The following is a 17,931-nucleotide window of genomic DNA, read 5'->3' on the forward strand; positions in this document are numbered from 1 at the left end:
ATAGAACAAATCAAGAACATAAGTAGGCGCAGCTTTTCGACTACGCGGACTTGATATAGAAGGGGCTATGTTGTCCGTACTCATAGTCACTCAAAACTCTGAAAAGCTTCTGGCGCATAGCTTGTCGGCCTTGGTGCCTGCAGTGGTGGATGGGCTTTTGCGCCGCGTCGTCGTCATTGATCAAGGCTCGATGGATGAGACGAGGCTAGTGGCGGAAGGCGCAGGCTGCGCTCTTTATAATGAGGATGATCTATCTAACGCTATTGGTTCGGTGCGAACGCAATGGCTGCTATTTTTACAACCCGGTGCGACATTGTCGGACGACTGGATGGTTTCAGTACAGCGTCACATGGATGCTGCGAATTCTGCGGCGCGTTTTACACTGGCACAGGAATATTGCTTGGGACTGTTTGGAAAAGTCTTTGGCCATAAGCCATCGTTGAAAGCTGGATTGTTGGTGAGAATTGATACTCTCAAACCATTACCTTCCATTGCGATTGAGCTTGAAGATTTGGCGCGTCAGTTGAAGCCGGTGAGGCTGTCGGCAATCATCACTCCGCCAGAGACGACAAAAGGCGGAGCCTGAGTGGCTTCGCCTTTTTGCACGTAACCGGGATTAGCGGATATTATTTCTGAAAGCTCGAAGGCGATGCGTCGCCAAAGCGATGAGCCGAACCGTCACTGAAAGTTGACTGGCCGATGGAAGCGGTCGCAGTGTTATCGACCTGCTGCGAGGACACTGGCGTGCGGTCATTGGCATAAAGAGCAGCAGGAGTGCCAACATTTGGATTTTCAGCGAAAGCAGCACCGGCACTTAGAGCAACAGCTACAGCAGCAAGAACAAACTTTTTCATTTTCTATCTCCTTGGGTGTGGGAAGCGGCGATTTCTTCGTCGTTTCGATGATTGAGAGATAGGCCTTTCCAATGCACAGGCATAGACAGCAGATGGTTCACAGATTGTATCTCATATGGTGAACAATCTAAATGGATTTTAGGTGAATAGCCAAAAAATATGCTATTTGATCAAGTATATGTGAACATTAAAATGCTGAAACTGGTGCGCTTGGTCAGGATGCTGACGATGCCGTTTGGGTTGCAACAACAAACCAGTTAGGGTTTTGTGCCTTGATCTGACTGGCTGCAAATGCCGCGGATTGGCGATCTTTGAAAAGGGCAAAGCAGGTCGCGCCTGAACCTGACATTCGTGCGAATAGCGTCTGATGTGTACGCAGCACGTCAAGTGTGCCGCTGATTTGTGGCGCGAGTGTCAGAGCTGCTGGTAGCAAGTCGTTGCGTGTCGAACCTAAGTAAGTGCAGAGCATTTCTGTGTCTGACTGAGGGGGCAAGGTCAGGGGTGGGTTATCGCGTTTTGTCAATGCACGGAAGACATCCGGTGTGGCAACCGCCGTGCCGTCATTAACAAGAAGCAGCTCTAGCTTAGGCATTCCTTTGACGGGAGTAAGCCGCTCACCAATACCGCGTGCAATCAAAGGCGTGCCATACGCCGCACCATGCAGACACATGGGAAGATCGGCCCCCAATTTCAAACCAAGCTCTGCCAGCCTGTCAAAGCTGAGGTTCAGTTGCCAAAGATCATTGAGTGCAAGCAGGGTGGCTGCGGCATCGCTAGAGCCGCCGCCAATGCCAGAAGCTATCGGCATGTTTTTTTCAAGGTGTATGGAAACAGGCGGCAGGTCATGCGCGCTAGTTTCTCGTAACGCATCACGCGCTTTAAGAACGAGATTGCTGTTATCAAGCGGAACACCTTTTTCAAAGCGTCCGCTGATTGTAAAATGATCCTGTTGGGTATTCTCAACGCGAATAACATCGCCGTAATCGGCAAACACTACCAGCATGTCGAGCAGATGATACCCGTCATCCCGACGCCCGGTGACATGGAGCGCGAGATTAATTTTGGCCGGAGCTGTGTATTGAACCGTTTGCGCGGCCTTGGAGGAAATATGCATGACTGAAATTGGTTATGATCAGTCTTTCTTGACGTAATATTCGCCAGTCTTTGGATCTTGAACGAGCGTTCCATGCGCGCGGTTCTGCGCTTCCTTTTCGGCGCGGCGCACGCGCTGGGTAACGCGTGTGGCTTCGCGCTTGAACGATCGATAACCGTACCATGCGGCAGCAATAATCAGCAGTAGAAATATAAGCTGGGGCATGGCCTTTAATCCTCAGGCTTAAAACAGATCCCAGAATGCCATTTTGAGATCATGCAGTGATAATTCTTGACAGATAGCATAACACTGACTGTCAGTTTATGCATCATAACATGGTAAATCCATGGAATTCAAAGCCCGTATCGAGCCCAAAGCGCTTTTTCTTCTGCAACGGATAGTATGCCGTCGCCAAGATTGGCTGCAATTGCAGCAGGGTCAATCCCACCGAGTGCGATTTCTATGCCTGGGGCCTTGCGACCCAACAGGCCGCGTTTTGGCTCAATCAGGTTAAGCTTCACTTTGTTGCCATAGGTTTTGCGCAGGAAACTGCGCATATCACCAAGACCATCGACAAGTCCAAGTTCCTTACCCTTGGTGCCAGTCCAGAACATGCCCGTGAAAAGGTCTGGATCATCAGCAAGCTTGCTGCCACGACGTTCCTTGACCATATCTATAAAGGTCTCATGGATTTCAAGCTGTAGCGTCTTAAGTCGGTCTATATCGGCTTTTTTCTCCGGCTGGAACGGGTCAAGCACGGCCTTGTTCTGGCCTGCAGTATAAACGCGACGCTCGACACCGATTTTCTTGAGTAGCTCAGGGAAGCCAAAGGATGCAGAAACCACGCCGATTGAACCGACAATCGACGAAGGATCAGCAATGATTTCATCGCCCGCAAGCGCGATCATATAACCGCCAGATGCGGCTGCGTCCTCGACGAAAACGAACACACGTTTTTGATGCTCATCGGCCAGATCCCGAATACGGCGATAGATCAGCCGTGATTGTACTGGCGAGCCGCCGGGGGAATTGATCGAAATGGCAACTGCCGGGGTTTCCTTGTCGTTAAACGCTTTTTCAAGAATGCCGGCTGCACTTGCAAGTGAAAGCGAAGGACGCAGCGCAGAACCACCACTCATAATGGCGCCGTGCAGACGCACAACGGGAATTTCAATTTCTTTTTTGCGAAAACGACGCGGAATGAAGCGGGACAATATGCCGGACAAATCAAACTCCAACTTGAAAAAACATCTTAAAACGAATGTAGGAAGCAAATATGCAAACACAAAGAGCAATGCCCGGAATTTTGTTCCGGGCATTGAAAAAACGTTAGTTTTTTGGCTTTGCCAGCATTGTGAGCAGGACATAACCGCAGACTGCTGAAAGCGCGGAGCCCGTCAGGACGCCGATTTTCGTTTCTGCCTGCAAGAGTTCTGACGGGAATGACAGAAGACCAATAAAGATGCTCATGGTAAAGCCGATGCCGCATAGGATTGCCACACCATAAAGCTGGCCCCAGCTTGCACCCATTGGCATTTGAGCGAGGCCTGTTTTGATCGCAAGCCATGCCGCGCCAAACACACCAATCTGCTTGCCGATAAATAGGCCGAGCATGATTCCAAGTGGCAGCGTATCGAAGATGATCGAAGGCGTCATGCCCGCGAAAGAAATACCGGCATTGGCAAAACCAAAGACCGGCACGATGAAAAATGCAACCGGCTTTGCCAGCGCATGTTCCAACGTGTGAAGCGGCGAGCTCATATCATCAGGCTTTGCTTTGGCGGCTTTAAGCGGGATCATGAGGGCTGCGACAACGCCTGCAACCGTTGCATGAACACCAGAATTGAGCACGAAAAACCACAATATTGCAGCGCCGATGAGGTATGGCAGCAATCTGGAGACACCAAGCCGGTTCATAGCAAACAGTACTGCGGCTGTCACAAAGGCTGCACCAAGATAAGGCATAGATATTTCGGCGGTATAGAAAATCGCGATGATGATCACGGCTGCCAGATCGTCAAGGATCGCAAGCGTTGCCAAAAAAACCTTGAGACTTGTCGGTACGCGTGACCCAAGCAGTGACAAAACACCGAGCGCGAAAGCAATGTCGGTTGCAGAAGGTACAGCCCAGCCACGTACCTTTTCCGGGTCGCCATAATTAAATGCCACGAAAATAAGGGCGGGCACGATCACGCCGCCTGCAGCAGCAATTCCGGGCAGGATTCGGTTGGGCCAGCTTGCAAGCTGGCCGTCAAGAAACTCTCGCTTGATCTCAAGGCCGACCAGCAGAAAAAATACCGCCATCAATGCATCATTGACCCAGTGTGAAACACTGAGCGGTCCCAGATAAAAATGCAGCGCAGTGAAATAGGCATCGGATAAGGGCGAATTGGCGACAATCAGTGCCAATGCTGCCGCCCCCATAAGCACGATTCCACCTGCAGATTCGCTATCCAAAAATCGGCGCATGATGGAGACAGGGCGAACAGGCTTCTGGTTTGACGTCATTCTTCTTCTTTTCAAGTTATTTCCGGAGCGCTGACTTCATAGCGTACCAGATTGTGGTCCGTTATTCTGAGCTCCGGCCAATGGGAGCGCCACTGAGCTATGTGGTCAGAAGCAAAGTGTTTTTCCAGTGAAATTCGATCCTGCCAAAGCTCTTTTACGTGAATAAGGCCCAGTTCAAATACATCCTGAGCATAAGTATATTCAATACAGCCAGTTTCAGCACGACTTGCTTCGATCATACGTTTCATAATGGGGCGTGCCGAATCCAAGTTTTCAGCGGGCAGTCGAACGGTTCCAACGATAAGAATCATGACTTTAGTTCCCCCAAATTTATTGTTTGCACATACGCACTGTTGGCTTGCGAGTTTCTCTAAAGCAGCGACGTTTGCCCATTGTTGATAGCGATGGCGCGCGGTGTAAAGTCATTGCCTTCATTGCCATGAAGAATAAGCGCTGGCATAAGCGACAACCCTGCGCGGCTACCACGAATGCCGGTAATGACCATGCGTATGGCGGCACCTTCGGGACGGGGTTGGATTGGAATGATTTTCAAGCCGCCAAAGCGGCCTTCAAGTGCTGCAAGTATCTGCGCAATCGAACCGGGACGCGCAATGATGGCGACACCACCGCCCGGCCTGACAATACCGGATGCAGTGCGCAGCCATTGGTCAAACATGCCTTCCGGCATGACATGCGCTTCTGCTTTGACAGGATCGGGCGTTGAGCGATCGCTTGCCTCGTTGAAAGGCGGGTTCATGATGGCAAAGTCAAAGCTGTCGTCGATAAGTCCCGCGGCAGCACGCGCTTTGCCGGTGAGCGATACATCGGCTTCGAGAATATCGAGGCGATCTGCGAAAGCTACATTCAGCGGATGCGCAAGGGTTTTACGAGCGAAACCAAGCATGAAGTCTGAGCGTTCAATAAGCGTAACGCGAGAATTTTTGCAGCGTGAAGCAACCGCAAGTCCTGCCGCACCGGCACCACTACCAAGATCAGCGACGTGACCGGAAAAGTCACCCGGCACACTGCTTGCAAGAATCATTGCATCGACACCCGATCGATGGCCTTTCAATGCGGGCTGCAAAAGATGAAATGCGCCGCGATGAAATGTATCGAGCGTTTCTGCCACGCTGTCATCTGCGTGTTTGGCAATCTTATTCGTCATGATTGCGTAATTCGTGTTCCAGACCCGCATCGATAAGGTAACGCCGCGCTTCCGCCAACCGGTCTTCTTCCACCAGAAAGCGTCTTGGTATAATGCCCAGCGAACCTTCAAGAATGCTCATATTGGTATCGGCGATGAAATAGATGATACCTGCTTCTTTCATCAGCGTTTCAGCGACGGAAAGCAGAACGGAATCATTTGTGCGCATAAGTTCGATCATTTCGACAATGTGTAACCAATAGACCGCATTGACAACTGCTTCCTTGAATGATGAACAGGCTCTGAATAAAAAGCTTGGATGTTACAGGGGCTGTAAAGCGTCTTGAGCATTCTGATCAGCACAAATAGTGTGATCTGCAGCTAGGAGTGACGATATTGGGTGTGGTTTTGAATTTGGACGGGAATAACAAGCGAGAGGGATCGGTTCAGCCTCTGGTCGACCTGACAAAGGCCGACATGGGACGTGTGAACGAATTGATTCTGTCGCGTGCCGGTTCTGATGTTGAAATGATCCCGGAAGTCGCAAACCATCTCATTTCTTCTGGCGGCAAGCGTTTGCGCCCGATGATGACGCTCGCCTCCGCCCGCATGTTTGGCTATGAGGGCGAGGGGCATGTGCGTCTCGCGACGGCTGTTGAATTCATGCATACGGCAACGCTGCTTCATGATGATGTGGTGGATGAAAGCGATCTGCGTCGTGGCAAAAGCACGGCACGCATGATCTGGGGCAATCAGGCAAGTGTGCTGGTTGGCGATTTTCTGCTTGGTCAGGCCTTCAAGATGATGGTCGATGTCGGCTCGCTCGATGCGCTTGATGTGTTGGCAACGTCTGCTTCGGTTATTGCCGAGGGCGAAGTGATGCAGCTTGCTGCAGCCAAAAATATGGAAACCACGGAAGATGAATATCTGGCGGTGATCAAGGCTAAAACTGCTGCGCTGTTTTCGGCTGCCGCAGAAGTCGGCCCGATTATTGCCAATGCAAAACCGTCAGATCGTGCAGCGTTGCGCGATTATGGCCTCAATCTCGGCCTTGCGTTCCAGCTCGTTGATGATGCGCTGGATTATGGTGGTTCTGCTAAAGATCTTGGCAAAAACACTGGCGATGATTTTCGCGAAGGCAAGATTACGCTGCCAGTTATCCTGAGCTATCGTCTTGGCACTGACGAAGAACGTGCTTTCTGGAAGCATGCGATTGAAAATGGTGCCAGCGATGATGCTTCGCTTGAAAAGGCGATTGTCATCATGACCAAGCATGGCGCGATTGCCGATACCGTTCAGCGTGCACGCCATTTTGGCGAGAGTGCCCGCGATGCTTTGGAACCGCTGAAAGCATCGCCTGAAAAAGATGCGCTGATTGAAGTGATTGATTTCTGCATCAGCCGCGTAAATTAAGCCAAGACTGGATAGTTGGAAAAATAAAAGAAAATCACCACGGATGCTTTTCTTGCGCATGAATCCCAAAAAGGCCATGCTTGGGGTGCCTCTGAATAGAGGTCTTATACGGAATCGGAAAGAGGACTGAGCTTTATGCTGCAGGGATTGAAACGTCGTCCGCTTTACGGATTGCTTCTCCTCGCTTTGGCGGGTGTCGCTTTGCCTGCAAATGCAGCCATGGCCAAATCAAATCCCGATCCCGTTTCACAAGTACGTGCTGGTTCGTTTGCAGGCGCTTATCTCGCAGCGCGCACGGCTGAGGCCGATAATAATATTGGGGCTGCGGTTGATTTCTATCGTCAGGCCATGGCTTTTGATCCCGGCAATGACATCATCAAGCAGAATCTGCTTCTCGCACTTTTGACCGAAGGCCGCTTCAAGGATGCACTGCCCCTTGCTGAGGAACTCAAAGACCAGCCCGAGATTGAGCGTTTTTCGCGCGTTGCTTTGGCAATTGATGCTATTTCCAAGAAGCAATATCGCAAGACTGGTCCGCTTCTGATGCTGTCGGTTCAGTCGGATATGGATGTGCTGGCCACCAGTCTTATGAGTGCATGGGTCAAGGTTGGGCAGGGCAATCCCAAAACCGCGCTTGCCGATGTTAACAAAATCCAGGGCCCGGAATGGTATAACCTTTTTCGTATTTATAACGCCGCTTTGATCGCTGATATTGCTGGGCAGAAGCAGGACGCACGCAATTATTACCAACAGGCGATTGATGATCGTCCGGGTGGTGCTGCGGCTCCCGATACTTACGAGCGCATCGTGATGTCCTATGCCGCGTTCAAGCTGCGTCAGGGTGACAAAGACGGCGCGATCAAGTTGCTTAAAGATGCGGAAGAACTGCTCAATGGCCGTTTGACCATCACCGAAATGCGCGAAAAGATTGAGGCCGGACAGAAATATCCGCGCTTGATCGACACACCGCAACAGGGTGCCGGTGAAGTGCTTTATACGCTTGGCACGGCAATCAATCGTGGCGGTGCCGAAGCTTTCGCAAAGCTTTATCTGCAAATGTCGCTGCCGTTGCGTCCGAATAATGACGCGACGTTTTATCAGCTCGGCGATATTTCAGCCAAGCTGCGCCAGCCGGAAAAAGCTGTTGACTATTATGGCCGTGTGCCGGAAAAGTCGCCCTACAGACGCGATGCCGAAATGCAGCGGGCGCTTAATCTCGCCGAAAATGAAAAGACCGGCGATGCAATCGAGCAGCTCAAAACCTTGCTAAAACGTGACAAGACTGATCTGCGCACTTATCTCGCACTCGGCGGTGTATATGCACAGGACAAGAATTTTGCCGATGCAGCAAAAATCTATGATGCGGCTGTAGAACAGATCAAATTGCCAGAACGCAAGGACTGGCCGGTGTTCTATCAGCGCGGTATCGCGCATGAGCGACTGAAGGAATGGGATCAGGCAGAGCCAAATTTCAAAAAGGCGCTTGAGCTTTTCCCTGACCAGCCGCAGGTTCTGAATTATCTTGGTTATTCATGGGTTGATCGCGGTGAAAATCTCGATGAAGCGCTCACAATGATCAAGAAGGCCGTCGAACTGCGTCCGCAGGATGGCTATATCGTTGATTCGCTCGGCTGGGCTTATTATAAGCTCGGTCGTTACCCGGAAGCCGTGGTCGAGCTGGAAAAGGCTGTGAAGCTGCGCCCGGAAGACCCGACGATCAATGATCATCTTGGCGATGCTTACTGGCGTGCCGATCGTCAGCTTGAAGCGACATTCCAGTGGAACCATGCCATTGCAGGCAAACCAGAGCCAGAAGAGCTGGCCAAGATTGAGGAAAAGCTCAAAAAAGGTTTGGCCGCTGATCCAAATCCTTCGGAGGCTAAGGCCCAGGACAAAAAGCCTGAGCCGACAATAGCCCCAGAAAGCAAAACTGAATAATATACTCGCCCGGAAATCACATCGATTTTCGGGCTAATCATTTGCTTCTCCCAATAAGATCGCCCTTTAGCGTCACAGTGTGCGCTTGACCGTGGCAGGCGGACAAATTAGACCGGGCCAATCATTTCAATAACAAGGCCTGACCCTGTGTCCAGTACGTTGCCAGCACATATGCACCCCACCCGTTCCTTTCAGGGTCTGATCCTGACGCTCCATAATTATTGGGCGGAACACGGTTGCGCTATTTTGCAGCCTTACGACATGGAAGTAGGGGCGGGTACGTTCCACCCGGCAACGACTTTGCGTTCGCTCGGGCCGAAGCCTTGGAAAGCTGCCTATGTGCAGCCCTCGCGCCGTCCGAAGGATGGTCGCTATGGCGAAAACCCAAACCGTTTGCAGCATTATTACCAGTATCAAGTGATCATCAAGCCATCGCCGCCGAATCTTCAGGATCTCTATCTTGGTTCGCTGCGGGCCATTGGCCTTGATCCAACGCTGCATGACGTGCGCTTCGTTGAAGACGATTGGGAAAGCCCAACGCTCGGTGCTTGGGGTCTTGGCTGGGAATGCTGGTGTGACGGCATGGAAGTGTCGCAGTTCACTTATTTTCAGCAAGTCTGCGGCATTGAATGCTCGCCGGTTGCTGGCGAGCTGACTTATGGTCTGGAACGCCTCGCCATGTATGTGCAGGGAGTGGACAATGTCTATGACCTCAACTTCAACGGCTTGGAAGGCGAAGAAAAACTCACCTATGGCGATGTTTTCTTGCAAGCCGAGCAGGAATATTCCCGCTACAATTTCGAAATGGCTAACACCGAAATTCTGCATCAGCATTTCATCGATGCAGAGCGTGAATGTGAAGCGATTTTGAAGGCAGGCAGCACGGGCGAAGGCTCACTGCATAAATGCGTTTTCCCGGCTTACGACCAATGCATCAAGGCATCGCATGTCTTTAACCTGATGGATGCGCGTGGCGTGATCTCGGTCACTGAACGTCAGAGCTATATTCTGCGTGTGCGCAATCTCGCGCGTCAGTGCGGCGAAGCATTTCTGTTGACCGATGCCGGTGGTTTTAATCTCAAGCGTGAGGGCGAGTAATTAATATGCCTGATTTGTTGCTCGAACTTTTCTCGGAAGAGATTCCTGCTCGTATGCAGCGCAAGGCTGCGGGTGATTTCAAGAAGATGATCACCGATGGTCTGGTGGAAGCCGGTCTGACCTATGAGGCAGCGACTGCCTATTGGACCCCGCGTCGTCTGACGCTCGATGTTCGCGGTCTGACCGTGCGCTCGAAAGACGTGCATGAAGACGTGAAGGGACCTTCGGTCACCGCTCCAGAGCAGGCCATTGCAGGCTTTTTGCGCAAGGCTGGATTGACCGATGTGTCTCAGGCGCATGTGCATTCCGACCCAAAGAAGGGCGATTTCTACGTTGCCCATCTGACCAAGGCGGGTCGCGCTGCGGAAGAAATTATTGCGGAACTCGTACCGCAAGTGATCCGCAACTTCCCATGGCCAAAATCCATGCGTTGGGGTGCGGCTTCATCAAAGCCGGGTGCACTTCGCTGGGTGCGTCCACTGCAATCGATCCTCTGCACATTCGGCCCTGAAACCGAAGAAACGGTTGTGGTGGAGTTTGACATTGACGGCCTGAAATCCGGCAATCTTACCTATGGTCATCGTTTCTTAAGCGATGGTCAGGCTATCAAGGTGCGCCGCTTTGATGACTACGTTGAAAAGCTTGAAAAGGCTTTCGTGGTGCTCGACGCCGAGCGCCGCAAGGAAATCATACTGCAGGACGCCCGTAATCTGACTTTTGCATCTGGCCTCGATCTGGTTGAAGACGAAGGCTTGCTTGAAGAAGTGTCCGGTCTGGTTGAATGGCCGGTCGTGCTGATGGGCGAGTTTGAGGAAGAATTCCTCGCAATCCCGCCGGAGGTCATCCGCCTCACCATCCGCGCCAACCAGAAATGCTTCGTCACCCGCAAGCAGGGCGAAACGGAAGCGCTGTCGAACAAGTTCATTCTGATCTCGAACATCGCGGCCCGCGATGGCGGCACGGAAATCGCTTACGGCAATGGCAAGGTCGTGCGCGCACGTCTCTCCGATGCGCTTTATTTCTGGCACACCGATCAGCATGATCTACCAGACCTCGATAAACTGGCGCTGTCTGGCGAAAAATTCGGCCTTGATCTGAAAAAGCCGCTTGATCAGCGCATGGCGCGTTTGGATGCACTCAATGTGACCTTCCACGCCAAGCTCGGCACGCAAGGCGCACGCGTTGAACGTATCCGCGAACTGGCGAGCCAGATCGCACCGTTGGTCGGCGCTGATCCCAAGCTTGCAGCGCGTGCGGCAGTTCTGGCAAAGGCCGATCTGACGACGGAAGTTGTCGGCGAGTTCCCTGAACTTCAGGGCGCAATGGGCCGCAAATATGCGCTTCTTCAGGGTGAAAACGAAGCCGTCGCAGCTGCGCTAGAAGAGCATTACAAGCCACAAGGCCCATCGGATTTCGTGCCGAAGAACCCGGTTGCTGTTGCTGTCGCTCTGGCTGACAAGCTCGATACACTGGTTGGTTTCTGGGCGATTGACGAAAAGCCGACCGGCTCGAAAGACCCGTTTGCTCTGCGTCGTGCTGCATTGGGCGTAATCCGTCTGGTTCTGTCGCAAGACTGGAAGTTCCCACTGTTGCCACTTCTGCGCTCGGCTTATACGTCGCTCAAGGAAGGCCAGGTTCAGCGGAAACTGCGTGAGTTCGAAGCAAGGCTGATCGCTGAAAAGTCTGGCGATGTGGACGGCGAACAGGACGTTGATAACGCACTGCGCAATCTTGAAACGACCACACGCGCGGAAGTCGAAGCTAATGCTGAGCCGTTGCTGTCCGATCTGCTGTCCTTCTTGCATGACCGCTTCAAGGTTCACCTGAAGGAAGATGGTGCACGTTACGACGCGATTGATGCGGTTCTGACCGCTGATGCCGACAATCTTCTGCTGGTTGCCCGTCGTGTTGAAGCGCTAATCGTGTTTATCAATGAAGAAGACGGCAAAAACCTGCTGGCTGGTACCAAGCGCGCGGCCAATATTCTGGCTGCGGAAGAAAAGAAGGGCACCATGGTCGCTCAAAGCGTCGATGCTGCTCTGCTGAAGCTTGACGAGGAAAAGGCGCTTTATGCGGCGGTAAACCTCGCAGCTCAGGAAGCTGAAGAAGCTATCGCTCGCGAGGATTTCGGTGGTGCAATGCTGGCGCTGGCCAAGCTGCGCGGTCCGGTCGATATATTCTTTGAGAGCGTCTTGGTCAATGACGAGGACGAAAATGTCCGCGCCAACCGTCTCGCACTGCTTGAACAAATCCGTACTGCCACCAGCAAGGTGGCCGATTTCTCGAAAATCGCCGGATAAACGAAAAGGGCGCTTTTTAGCGCCCTTTCTTTTTTATCTCATTCCGATCTTGCATCAACTGCGTATCGGAGTCCCTTGCTCAAAAGCGACGCTTTGTGTAGCTAAAGCGCATCCTGAAAAGTGTGAAACGGTTTTCAGAAAAGATGCGCGTTCCTGAGACGGCAGGAGAATGACATTGGCCGAGCTGTTAGAATTCGACGATAAAGCTGCCTCACGCGCGGTAGAAGTGCTTGCACGCGGTGGCCTTGTCGCGATTCCTACGGAAACGGTCTATGGCCTTGCCGCTGATGCATCGCATGGCGAAGGTGTGGCAGGTATTTTCGCCGCCAAAGGTCGCCCGCAGTTCAATCCGCTTATCGCTCATGTAGACAGTATCGCCATGGCCGAGCGCTATGTGAGCTTCGATCCCATCTCACGCAAACTGGCGAAAGCTTTCTGGCCGGGGCCGTTGACACTCGTTTTGTCGCTTAAGGCTAAACAGGACACGCCGCGCCCAATTCATTCGCTGGTGACAGCGGGCCTTGATACGCTGGCCATCCGTATGCCCGCCGGACGAGTGCGTGATATTATAAAGGATCTGGACAGTCCCGTGGCCGCACCAAGCGCCAACACGTCAGGCCGCATCAGTCCGACATCTGCAAAAGCTGTTGCAGATGATCTGGGCGACAAGATTGATATGATCCTCGATGCCGGTCCCTGTGGTGTCGGCGTTGAATCCACCATCATCAAGGTTGAAGGCGAACGCGTGCGCTTGTTTCGCCCTGGTGGTTTGGCCGCGGAAGAAATTGAAGCCTTTCTTGGCGTGAAACTGATCCGAGTTGAACATAATGCCGCCATTCAGGCTCCCGGCATGATGGAATCGCATTATGCGCCGGATGCCGCGATGCGCCTTGACGTTAACAGCGTAAAGTCGGGTGAGGCGCTGCTGGCTTTTGGCCCGACGCGCGTTGCAGGCAGCGATGAGGCGATCGAAACGCTCAATCTCAGCGAAAGCGGCGATCCGCGCGAAGCAGCCAGCAATCTGTTTGACTTCATGCGCAAGCTTGACGCGACGGGGGCTGTGATAATCGCTGTTGAACCCATTCCTTTTGATGGTCTCGGTGAGGCCATCAATGATCGTCTTAAACGCGCGGCGGCCCCGCGCTAGTTCCCCAAACATTCAAGAGAAGCACATGCTCGACACCGCCCTGATCGAACGTTTTGCAGCCATCGTTGGCCAAAAGAATGCGCTGACTGCGCCAGAAGACATTGCGCCCTTCATGATCGAACAGCGCGATCTCTATCAGGGCCGTTCACCGCTGGTACTGCGTCCAGGTTCGACGGAAGAAGTTTCCGCGATCATGAAGCTTGCCAATGAAACCAAAACTCCAGTAGTGCCGCAGGGCGGCAATACTGGTCTTGTTGGGGGGCAGACGCCCGATCAAAGCAACACCACTATTGTCTTGTCGCTTGGCCGCATGAACAAGGTGCGCGCGGTTGACCCGGTTGGCAATCTGGTAACGGTTGAAGCTGGTGTCATCCTCAAAAACCTTCAGGACGAAGCGCAGAAAGTGGGCCGTCTGTTCCCGTTGTCGCTTGGCGCGGAAGGCTCTTGCCAGATCGGTGGCAATCTTGGTTCAAACGCTGGCGGCACCGCCGTTCTGGCCTATGGCAATATGCGTGAGCTTTGCCTTGGTCTTGAAGTGGTCCTGCCAAATGGCGAAATCCTCAACGATCTGCGCTATGTGAAGAAAGACAACACTGGCTATGATCTGAAAGACCTGTTCATCGGGTGTGAAGGCACACTTGGAATCATCACTGCCGCAGTGCTGAAAATCTATCCGCAGCCAAAGGGCAAGGGCGTGGCCTATGCAGGTCTTCGCAGCCCGGAAGACGTGCTTCGCCTGTTCCAGCTTGCGACCGAACATGCTGGCCCGTCGCTGACCGGCTTTGAACTGATGCCACGTGTCGGCGTTGAGTTCACCATTGCCCATGTGGATGGTGTTCGCGATCCGCTGGAAAGCCCGCATGACTGGTATGTGCTGGTTGATATTTCGTCGAGCCGTTCGGAAGACGATGCCCGCACCACACTCGAAACCATTCTGACCGAAGCGTTTGAGAACGACATCATTCAGGATGCGGCAATTGCTGAAAGCGTGGCGCAGGCGCAGATGTTCTGGAAAATGCGTGAGGAAATGTCCTGGGCGCAGAAGCCGGAAGGAGGCTCAATCAAGCACGACATTTCCGTGCCTGTCGCGAAAATCCCCGAATTTATTGCCGAAGCCAATGCAGCAACGCTCGAGATGATTCCGGGTTCGCGTATCGTTTGCTTCGGCCATATTGGCGATGGCAATCTGCATTATAATGTGTCGCAGCCAATTGGCGCCGACAAGGAAGCTTTCCTGGCGCGCTGGCACGAATTAAATCACCGTATTCACACAATTGTTGCTTCTCATACCGGATCGATCTCGGCTGAGCACGGTATCGGCGTGTTGAAACGCGAGGAGCTTGCCTTCTTCAAGCAGGATGTAGCTCTTGAATTGATGCGCCATATTAAGAAATCATTCGACCCGAATAGCATCATGAATCCGGGTAAAGTGCTGTAATTTCAGCAAATAAGATGAAATTAAGGCGGACAGGTAACTGTCCGCCTTTTCATTTATGTAAACGAAAATTAGCAAGAATTACCGAGTTCTTACACGTGGTTGTAAAGCAGTAACCAAATGAAAAAGCAGGGAAAAGTTAACCTAACGCGTTAAGCGCCTCAGTAATAATCATCGCCTATTCTCCAAATCAACAAGAGCGAACACCGCTCAAAAAGAGAAGTCGGAATAACTGGCTCTCAAAAAACAGGCAGAGATAGACAGAGGCGTCGAACATGATGAGCAACGGACAGAAGAAGCCAGAATGGGCAGGTCAGGAACTTCGGCTTGATCCGTTTCACCTTCCGCAGGTTGTGACTTACCCGGCAGAAGATTGCGATGCAGACGTAACCTTCACGATCAGCGAACGTGGTGCGGTTATGCGCCAGATTATGCCTTCGAGCGGCTTGCCGATGTCGATTGCGCTTCCGATCAATGCATTTGTCGGTGTTGTTGCCCGTGCTGTTGAAGACGAGTTTGGCGAAATCACCGTAACACTCGAACTTATGCATGAAGACCCGCAGCTTTCAGTGCCGCTGCTGGTGGCGCATGATCTGACCGATGTTGCCGCTGACTGGCGTGCATGGGCTGCAACCTTCAACCTGCCAATGATGCTGGTCGAGGAAGATGGCGTTGCCCGCCCGCTTTACGAAAGCACTGGCCCGGTCCGTACCGCTGAGCCACAGGCACGCCGCCAGGGGCAGGAGCCACGCCGTCGCCGTCCACGTTTCCTCGCACGCCGCAAGACGGGTTCGCTCGGCGTACGCATGGTGATCGAAGGTCGTGAGATTATTGCAAGAAACTAACTAACAATCACATTCGCGTGTGAACATGTTGTCGTCTGATTTCTACACTATCTAACTACTAACGCACCGCTTGGTGGTTGTCTGGAAAGATGAAGGACCTTTCCAGATATTAAAGGCCACGATGCCGGAGCAACAAATTGGCTGACCTCCAGCAAGCCACCCGGATGGTACTCCCATCCGGGTATTTTTGTAATTATTGTTTTTTAGATTATTAATTGTGATGTTATAATTAAAAAATTTATAGGGGACCGCAATCTCTTTCTTGGTATGATTTAGAGTAACTATTCTCTTCCCCTATGTTTCCATCTTCTTTGACTTGTCTCACCTTAAGATACTTTGTTATTTGACTGTAACATGGTTTTCTATTTTTTGTAGGATGGAATACCTCTGTTTTCGAGAATTCCAAAATAAGAGATTCTTTATTGAAAATTGCTCCCGCGAGTATCATATCAATTCCGGTGCCCTGATAGTTTCTAAAATTTATATATCTGTGCTCATGACCTGCAGTAAGCAAAAATATTATATCGTTATTATCTTTTAATATTTTTATAACTTCATCCTTTCCTTTATCTTTCAAAAAGTGATCGTCTGCATCGTGCCATCCTATAATAACTAGCTTTTTATCTCTTCTGGCTTTCGCCAACTCATCTTTGAGGAAAGGTACAGCGCTCGTCCATGCCGTGTTAAAGACGCTCCCAGGAGCCCCCAAGTGCACTTCATAGGATGGGTAGAAATTCAACTGGATGAAGCGTAAATCGGCTTTCCAATCGAAAGCATAAGCATTGGATGCCGCCCAGCCAGTCTCATCGTTTGACGTGGCGCTATCATTAAAGTAGCCATTTGGGTTGTGTTGAGGGAATGACGCTCTGATATCGTATCTTAGCATTTCCGACATCTGCCAGGCACAAGCGTCGGCGCTGGTAAATCCGTAATCATACAAATTTCCATGGCAATCATTTACGTTGTTAGAAATGTCGTGATTACCCAGCCCATAGTACGATTTGATATCTGAGTTGTCTTGCATCAGTTTACGAACAGAGTCTCGTTGAGGCCTCCACCCGAATTCTGTCATGTCGCCGTTTATCATCACAAATTCTGGTTTGTACTTTCGCATGTTTGCGTACCCGGCCTGTGCAAAAGGTTCCCAAGTATAAACCGAAGCGTTAGCATTTGGGTCGTAGCCATTTGGCATATGGAGGATTCGATAAGGTTGTGGGTCCGCAGCAATCGCAAAAGTGAAATCACTGTCTTCTGCATGTGATTGCGTAATGAAAACCGTTACAGAGCATAAGTATATGAAAATAAAAAATCTAAATATAAAAAACATAATGGCTCCTTTATTTGATAATGGAGCTATTATGTTGCATCGCGTGTTTTTATAGCACTGTAAGTAATTGCACTATTTAGCTGATTTCCGGCTGAAGAAGTCCATCACAGCCTCGCGCGCTTCATTCGATGTAAGTCGTTCGGAAAAATGCTTTGCTTCCCGTATTATCCTTTCTGAAACAGGTTCAGCTGGAAGCCGCATAAGTCTGCGGGCAATTTGCATTGCCTGCGGCGGCTTGGTCGCGATTTCTTCGGCAGTTTTCAGTACTTCAGTTTCAAGCTTGTTGCTTTCAACGATTTTATAGACAATGCCTGCTTCAAGTGCTGCTTGTGCATCAAAGCCGTGGCCTAATGCCAGAAGTGCGAAAGCTTTTTGATGCCCCATAAGTGGTGGGGCAAGCAGACTGGATGCTGCCTCCGGCACAAGCCCCAGATCAACGAAAGGGGTGCGGAACAATGCGTCGCTTGTGGCAAATGTCAGATCACAATGCAGGTGGATTGTCGTGCCAATCCCGATGGCAAGGCCATCGACGCCGGAGACAATCGGCTTCTTTGCGCTCGAGAGTGCGCCAAGAAAATCGAGAATGTCATTGCCGAGGCTGCCGCCTGATGCGGCCGCCATAAAATCCTGCATGTCGTTGCCGGATGAAAACGCGCCTGGCACACCGAGAAACACATGCACACGAACGGCGTCGTCCGCATCGCCGTCAACAAGGGCTTTTGCCATCGTTGCGTACATGGCGCGAGTGATCGCGTTCTTTTTATCAGGGCGGTTAAGGCGGATGATCTGTACCGCATCTTTGCGTTCGATCAGAATATGCTCGCTCATA

The 17,931-nt window shown here is 51.5% G+C and carries 18 protein-coding genes; 8 read left to right on the forward strand and 10 right to left on the reverse strand.

The annotated features are described in order from the left end of the window. The first annotated feature begins 67 nt into the window (after positions 1–67). Positions 68–586 (forward strand): glycosyltransferase family 2 protein, encoded by a 519-nt coding sequence (locus CEV31_RS07710; protein WP_094506421.1) that lies wholly within the window; start codon positions 68–70, stop codon positions 584–586. Positions 587–626: 40 nt separating this feature from the next. Here CEV31_RS07710 and CEV31_RS07715 read toward each other — a convergent pair whose 3' ends face one another. From CEV31_RS07715 to CEV31_RS07750, 8 genes are all read right to left on the reverse strand, one after another. Continuing rightward, complete coding sequence (locus tag CEV31_RS07715) at positions 627–854, reverse strand: hypothetical protein (protein ID WP_094506422.1); 228 nt, start codon at positions 852–854, stop codon at positions 627–629. A gap of 214 nt (positions 855–1,068) precedes the next feature. Continuing rightward, positions 1,069–1,968: a 4-(cytidine 5'-diphospho)-2-C-methyl-D-erythritol kinase gene (locus CEV31_RS07720; protein ID WP_094506423.1), complete on the reverse strand. Its 900-nt coding sequence runs from the start codon at positions 1,966–1,968 to the stop codon at positions 1,069–1,071. An 18-nt stretch (positions 1,969–1,986) separates the two neighbouring features. Next, positions 1,987–2,172: a hypothetical protein gene (locus tag CEV31_RS07725; RefSeq protein WP_094506424.1), complete on the reverse strand. Its 186-nt coding sequence runs from the start codon at positions 2,170–2,172 to the stop codon at positions 1,987–1,989. Positions 2,173–2,300: 128 nt separating this feature from the next. Continuing rightward, complete coding sequence (locus CEV31_RS07730) at positions 2,301–3,173, reverse strand: S49 family peptidase (protein ID WP_094506577.1); 873 nt, start codon at positions 3,171–3,173, stop codon at positions 2,301–2,303. 103 nt (positions 3,174–3,276) lie between these two features. Next, the gene (nhaA, locus tag CEV31_RS07735; RefSeq protein ID WP_094506425.1) at positions 3,277–4,455 is read right to left on the reverse strand and encodes a Na+/H+ antiporter NhaA; all 1,179 of its coding nucleotides are present in this window, start codon (positions 4,453–4,455) and stop codon (positions 3,277–3,279) included. Between the two features lie 11 nt (positions 4,456–4,466). Beyond that, complete coding sequence (locus CEV31_RS07740) at positions 4,467–4,766, reverse strand: putative quinol monooxygenase (RefSeq protein ID WP_094506426.1); 300 nt, start codon at positions 4,764–4,766, stop codon at positions 4,467–4,469. Positions 4,767–4,825: 59 nt separating this feature from the next. Then, entirely contained in the window at positions 4,826–5,620 is a 795-nt protein-coding gene (locus CEV31_RS07745; RefSeq protein ID WP_169717314.1) for a tRNA1(Val) (adenine(37)-N6)-methyltransferase, read from the reverse strand. Continuing rightward, complete coding sequence (locus CEV31_RS07750) at positions 5,610–5,840, reverse strand: putative signal transducing protein (protein WP_094506427.1); 231 nt, start codon at positions 5,838–5,840, stop codon at positions 5,610–5,612. The genes CEV31_RS07745 and CEV31_RS07750 overlap by 11 nt, the downstream gene beginning before the upstream one ends. A gap of 155 nt (positions 5,841–5,995) precedes the next feature. Between CEV31_RS07750 and CEV31_RS07755 the strand changes: the two genes are divergently transcribed. The 7 genes from CEV31_RS07755 to CEV31_RS07785 all read left to right on the forward strand — a co-directional run bounded on the left by CEV31_RS07755 (position 5,996) and on the right by CEV31_RS07785 (position 15,775). Continuing rightward, positions 5,996–7,012 (forward strand): polyprenyl synthetase family protein, encoded by a 1,017-nt coding sequence (locus CEV31_RS07755; RefSeq protein WP_094506579.1) that lies wholly within the window; start codon positions 5,996–5,998, stop codon positions 7,010–7,012. A 135-nt stretch (positions 7,013–7,147) separates the two neighbouring features. After that, positions 7,148–8,950, forward strand: coding sequence for a tetratricopeptide repeat protein (locus CEV31_RS07760; RefSeq protein WP_094506428.1), 1,803 nt, complete (start codon positions 7,148–7,150; stop codon positions 8,948–8,950). 171 nt (positions 8,951–9,121) lie between these two features. Continuing rightward, entirely contained in the window at positions 9,122–10,048 is a 927-nt protein-coding gene (locus CEV31_RS07765; protein ID WP_094506580.1) for a glycine--tRNA ligase subunit alpha, read from the forward strand. A 5-nt stretch (positions 10,049–10,053) separates the two neighbouring features. After that, complete coding sequence (glyS, locus tag CEV31_RS07770; RefSeq protein ID WP_094506429.1) at positions 10,054–12,348, forward strand: glycine--tRNA ligase subunit beta; 2,295 nt, start codon at positions 10,054–10,056, stop codon at positions 12,346–12,348. A gap of 175 nt (positions 12,349–12,523) precedes the next feature. Next, positions 12,524–13,495 (forward strand): L-threonylcarbamoyladenylate synthase, encoded by a 972-nt coding sequence (locus CEV31_RS07775; RefSeq protein WP_094506581.1) that lies wholly within the window; start codon positions 12,524–12,526, stop codon positions 13,493–13,495. Between the two features lie 25 nt (positions 13,496–13,520). Beyond that, positions 13,521–14,933 carry an FAD-binding oxidoreductase gene (locus CEV31_RS07780; RefSeq protein ID WP_094506430.1) on the forward strand — a complete coding sequence of 471 codons (1,413 nt, stop codon included), beginning with the start codon at positions 13,521–13,523 and terminating at the stop codon, positions 14,931–14,933. Between the two features lie 272 nt (positions 14,934–15,205). Then, on the forward strand, positions 15,206–15,775 hold the full coding sequence (locus CEV31_RS07785) for a DUF6101 family protein (RefSeq protein WP_094506431.1): 570 nt from the start codon (positions 15,206–15,208) through the stop codon (positions 15,773–15,775). Between the two features lie 238 nt (positions 15,776–16,013). Here the strand turns inward: CEV31_RS07785 and CEV31_RS07790 are convergent, their stop codons facing one another. Both CEV31_RS07790 and CEV31_RS07795 read right to left on the reverse strand, forming a co-directional pair. Beyond that, positions 16,014–17,102 carry a metallophosphoesterase family protein gene (locus CEV31_RS07790; RefSeq protein WP_094506432.1) on the reverse strand — a complete coding sequence of 363 codons (1,089 nt, stop codon included), beginning with the start codon at positions 17,100–17,102 and terminating at the stop codon, positions 16,014–16,016. Positions 17,103–17,174: 72 nt separating this feature from the next. Continuing rightward, positions 17,175–17,930 carry a crotonase/enoyl-CoA hydratase family protein gene (locus tag CEV31_RS07795; RefSeq protein WP_094506433.1) on the reverse strand — a complete coding sequence of 252 codons (756 nt, stop codon included), beginning with the start codon at positions 17,928–17,930 and terminating at the stop codon, positions 17,175–17,177. Position 17,931 lies beyond the last annotated feature (1 nt).

Origin of the sequence: Brucella thiophenivorans (genome assembly GCF_002252445.1) — a bacterium.
Taxonomy (GTDB): Bacteria; Pseudomonadota; Alphaproteobacteria; order Rhizobiales; family Rhizobiaceae; genus Brucella; species Brucella thiophenivorans.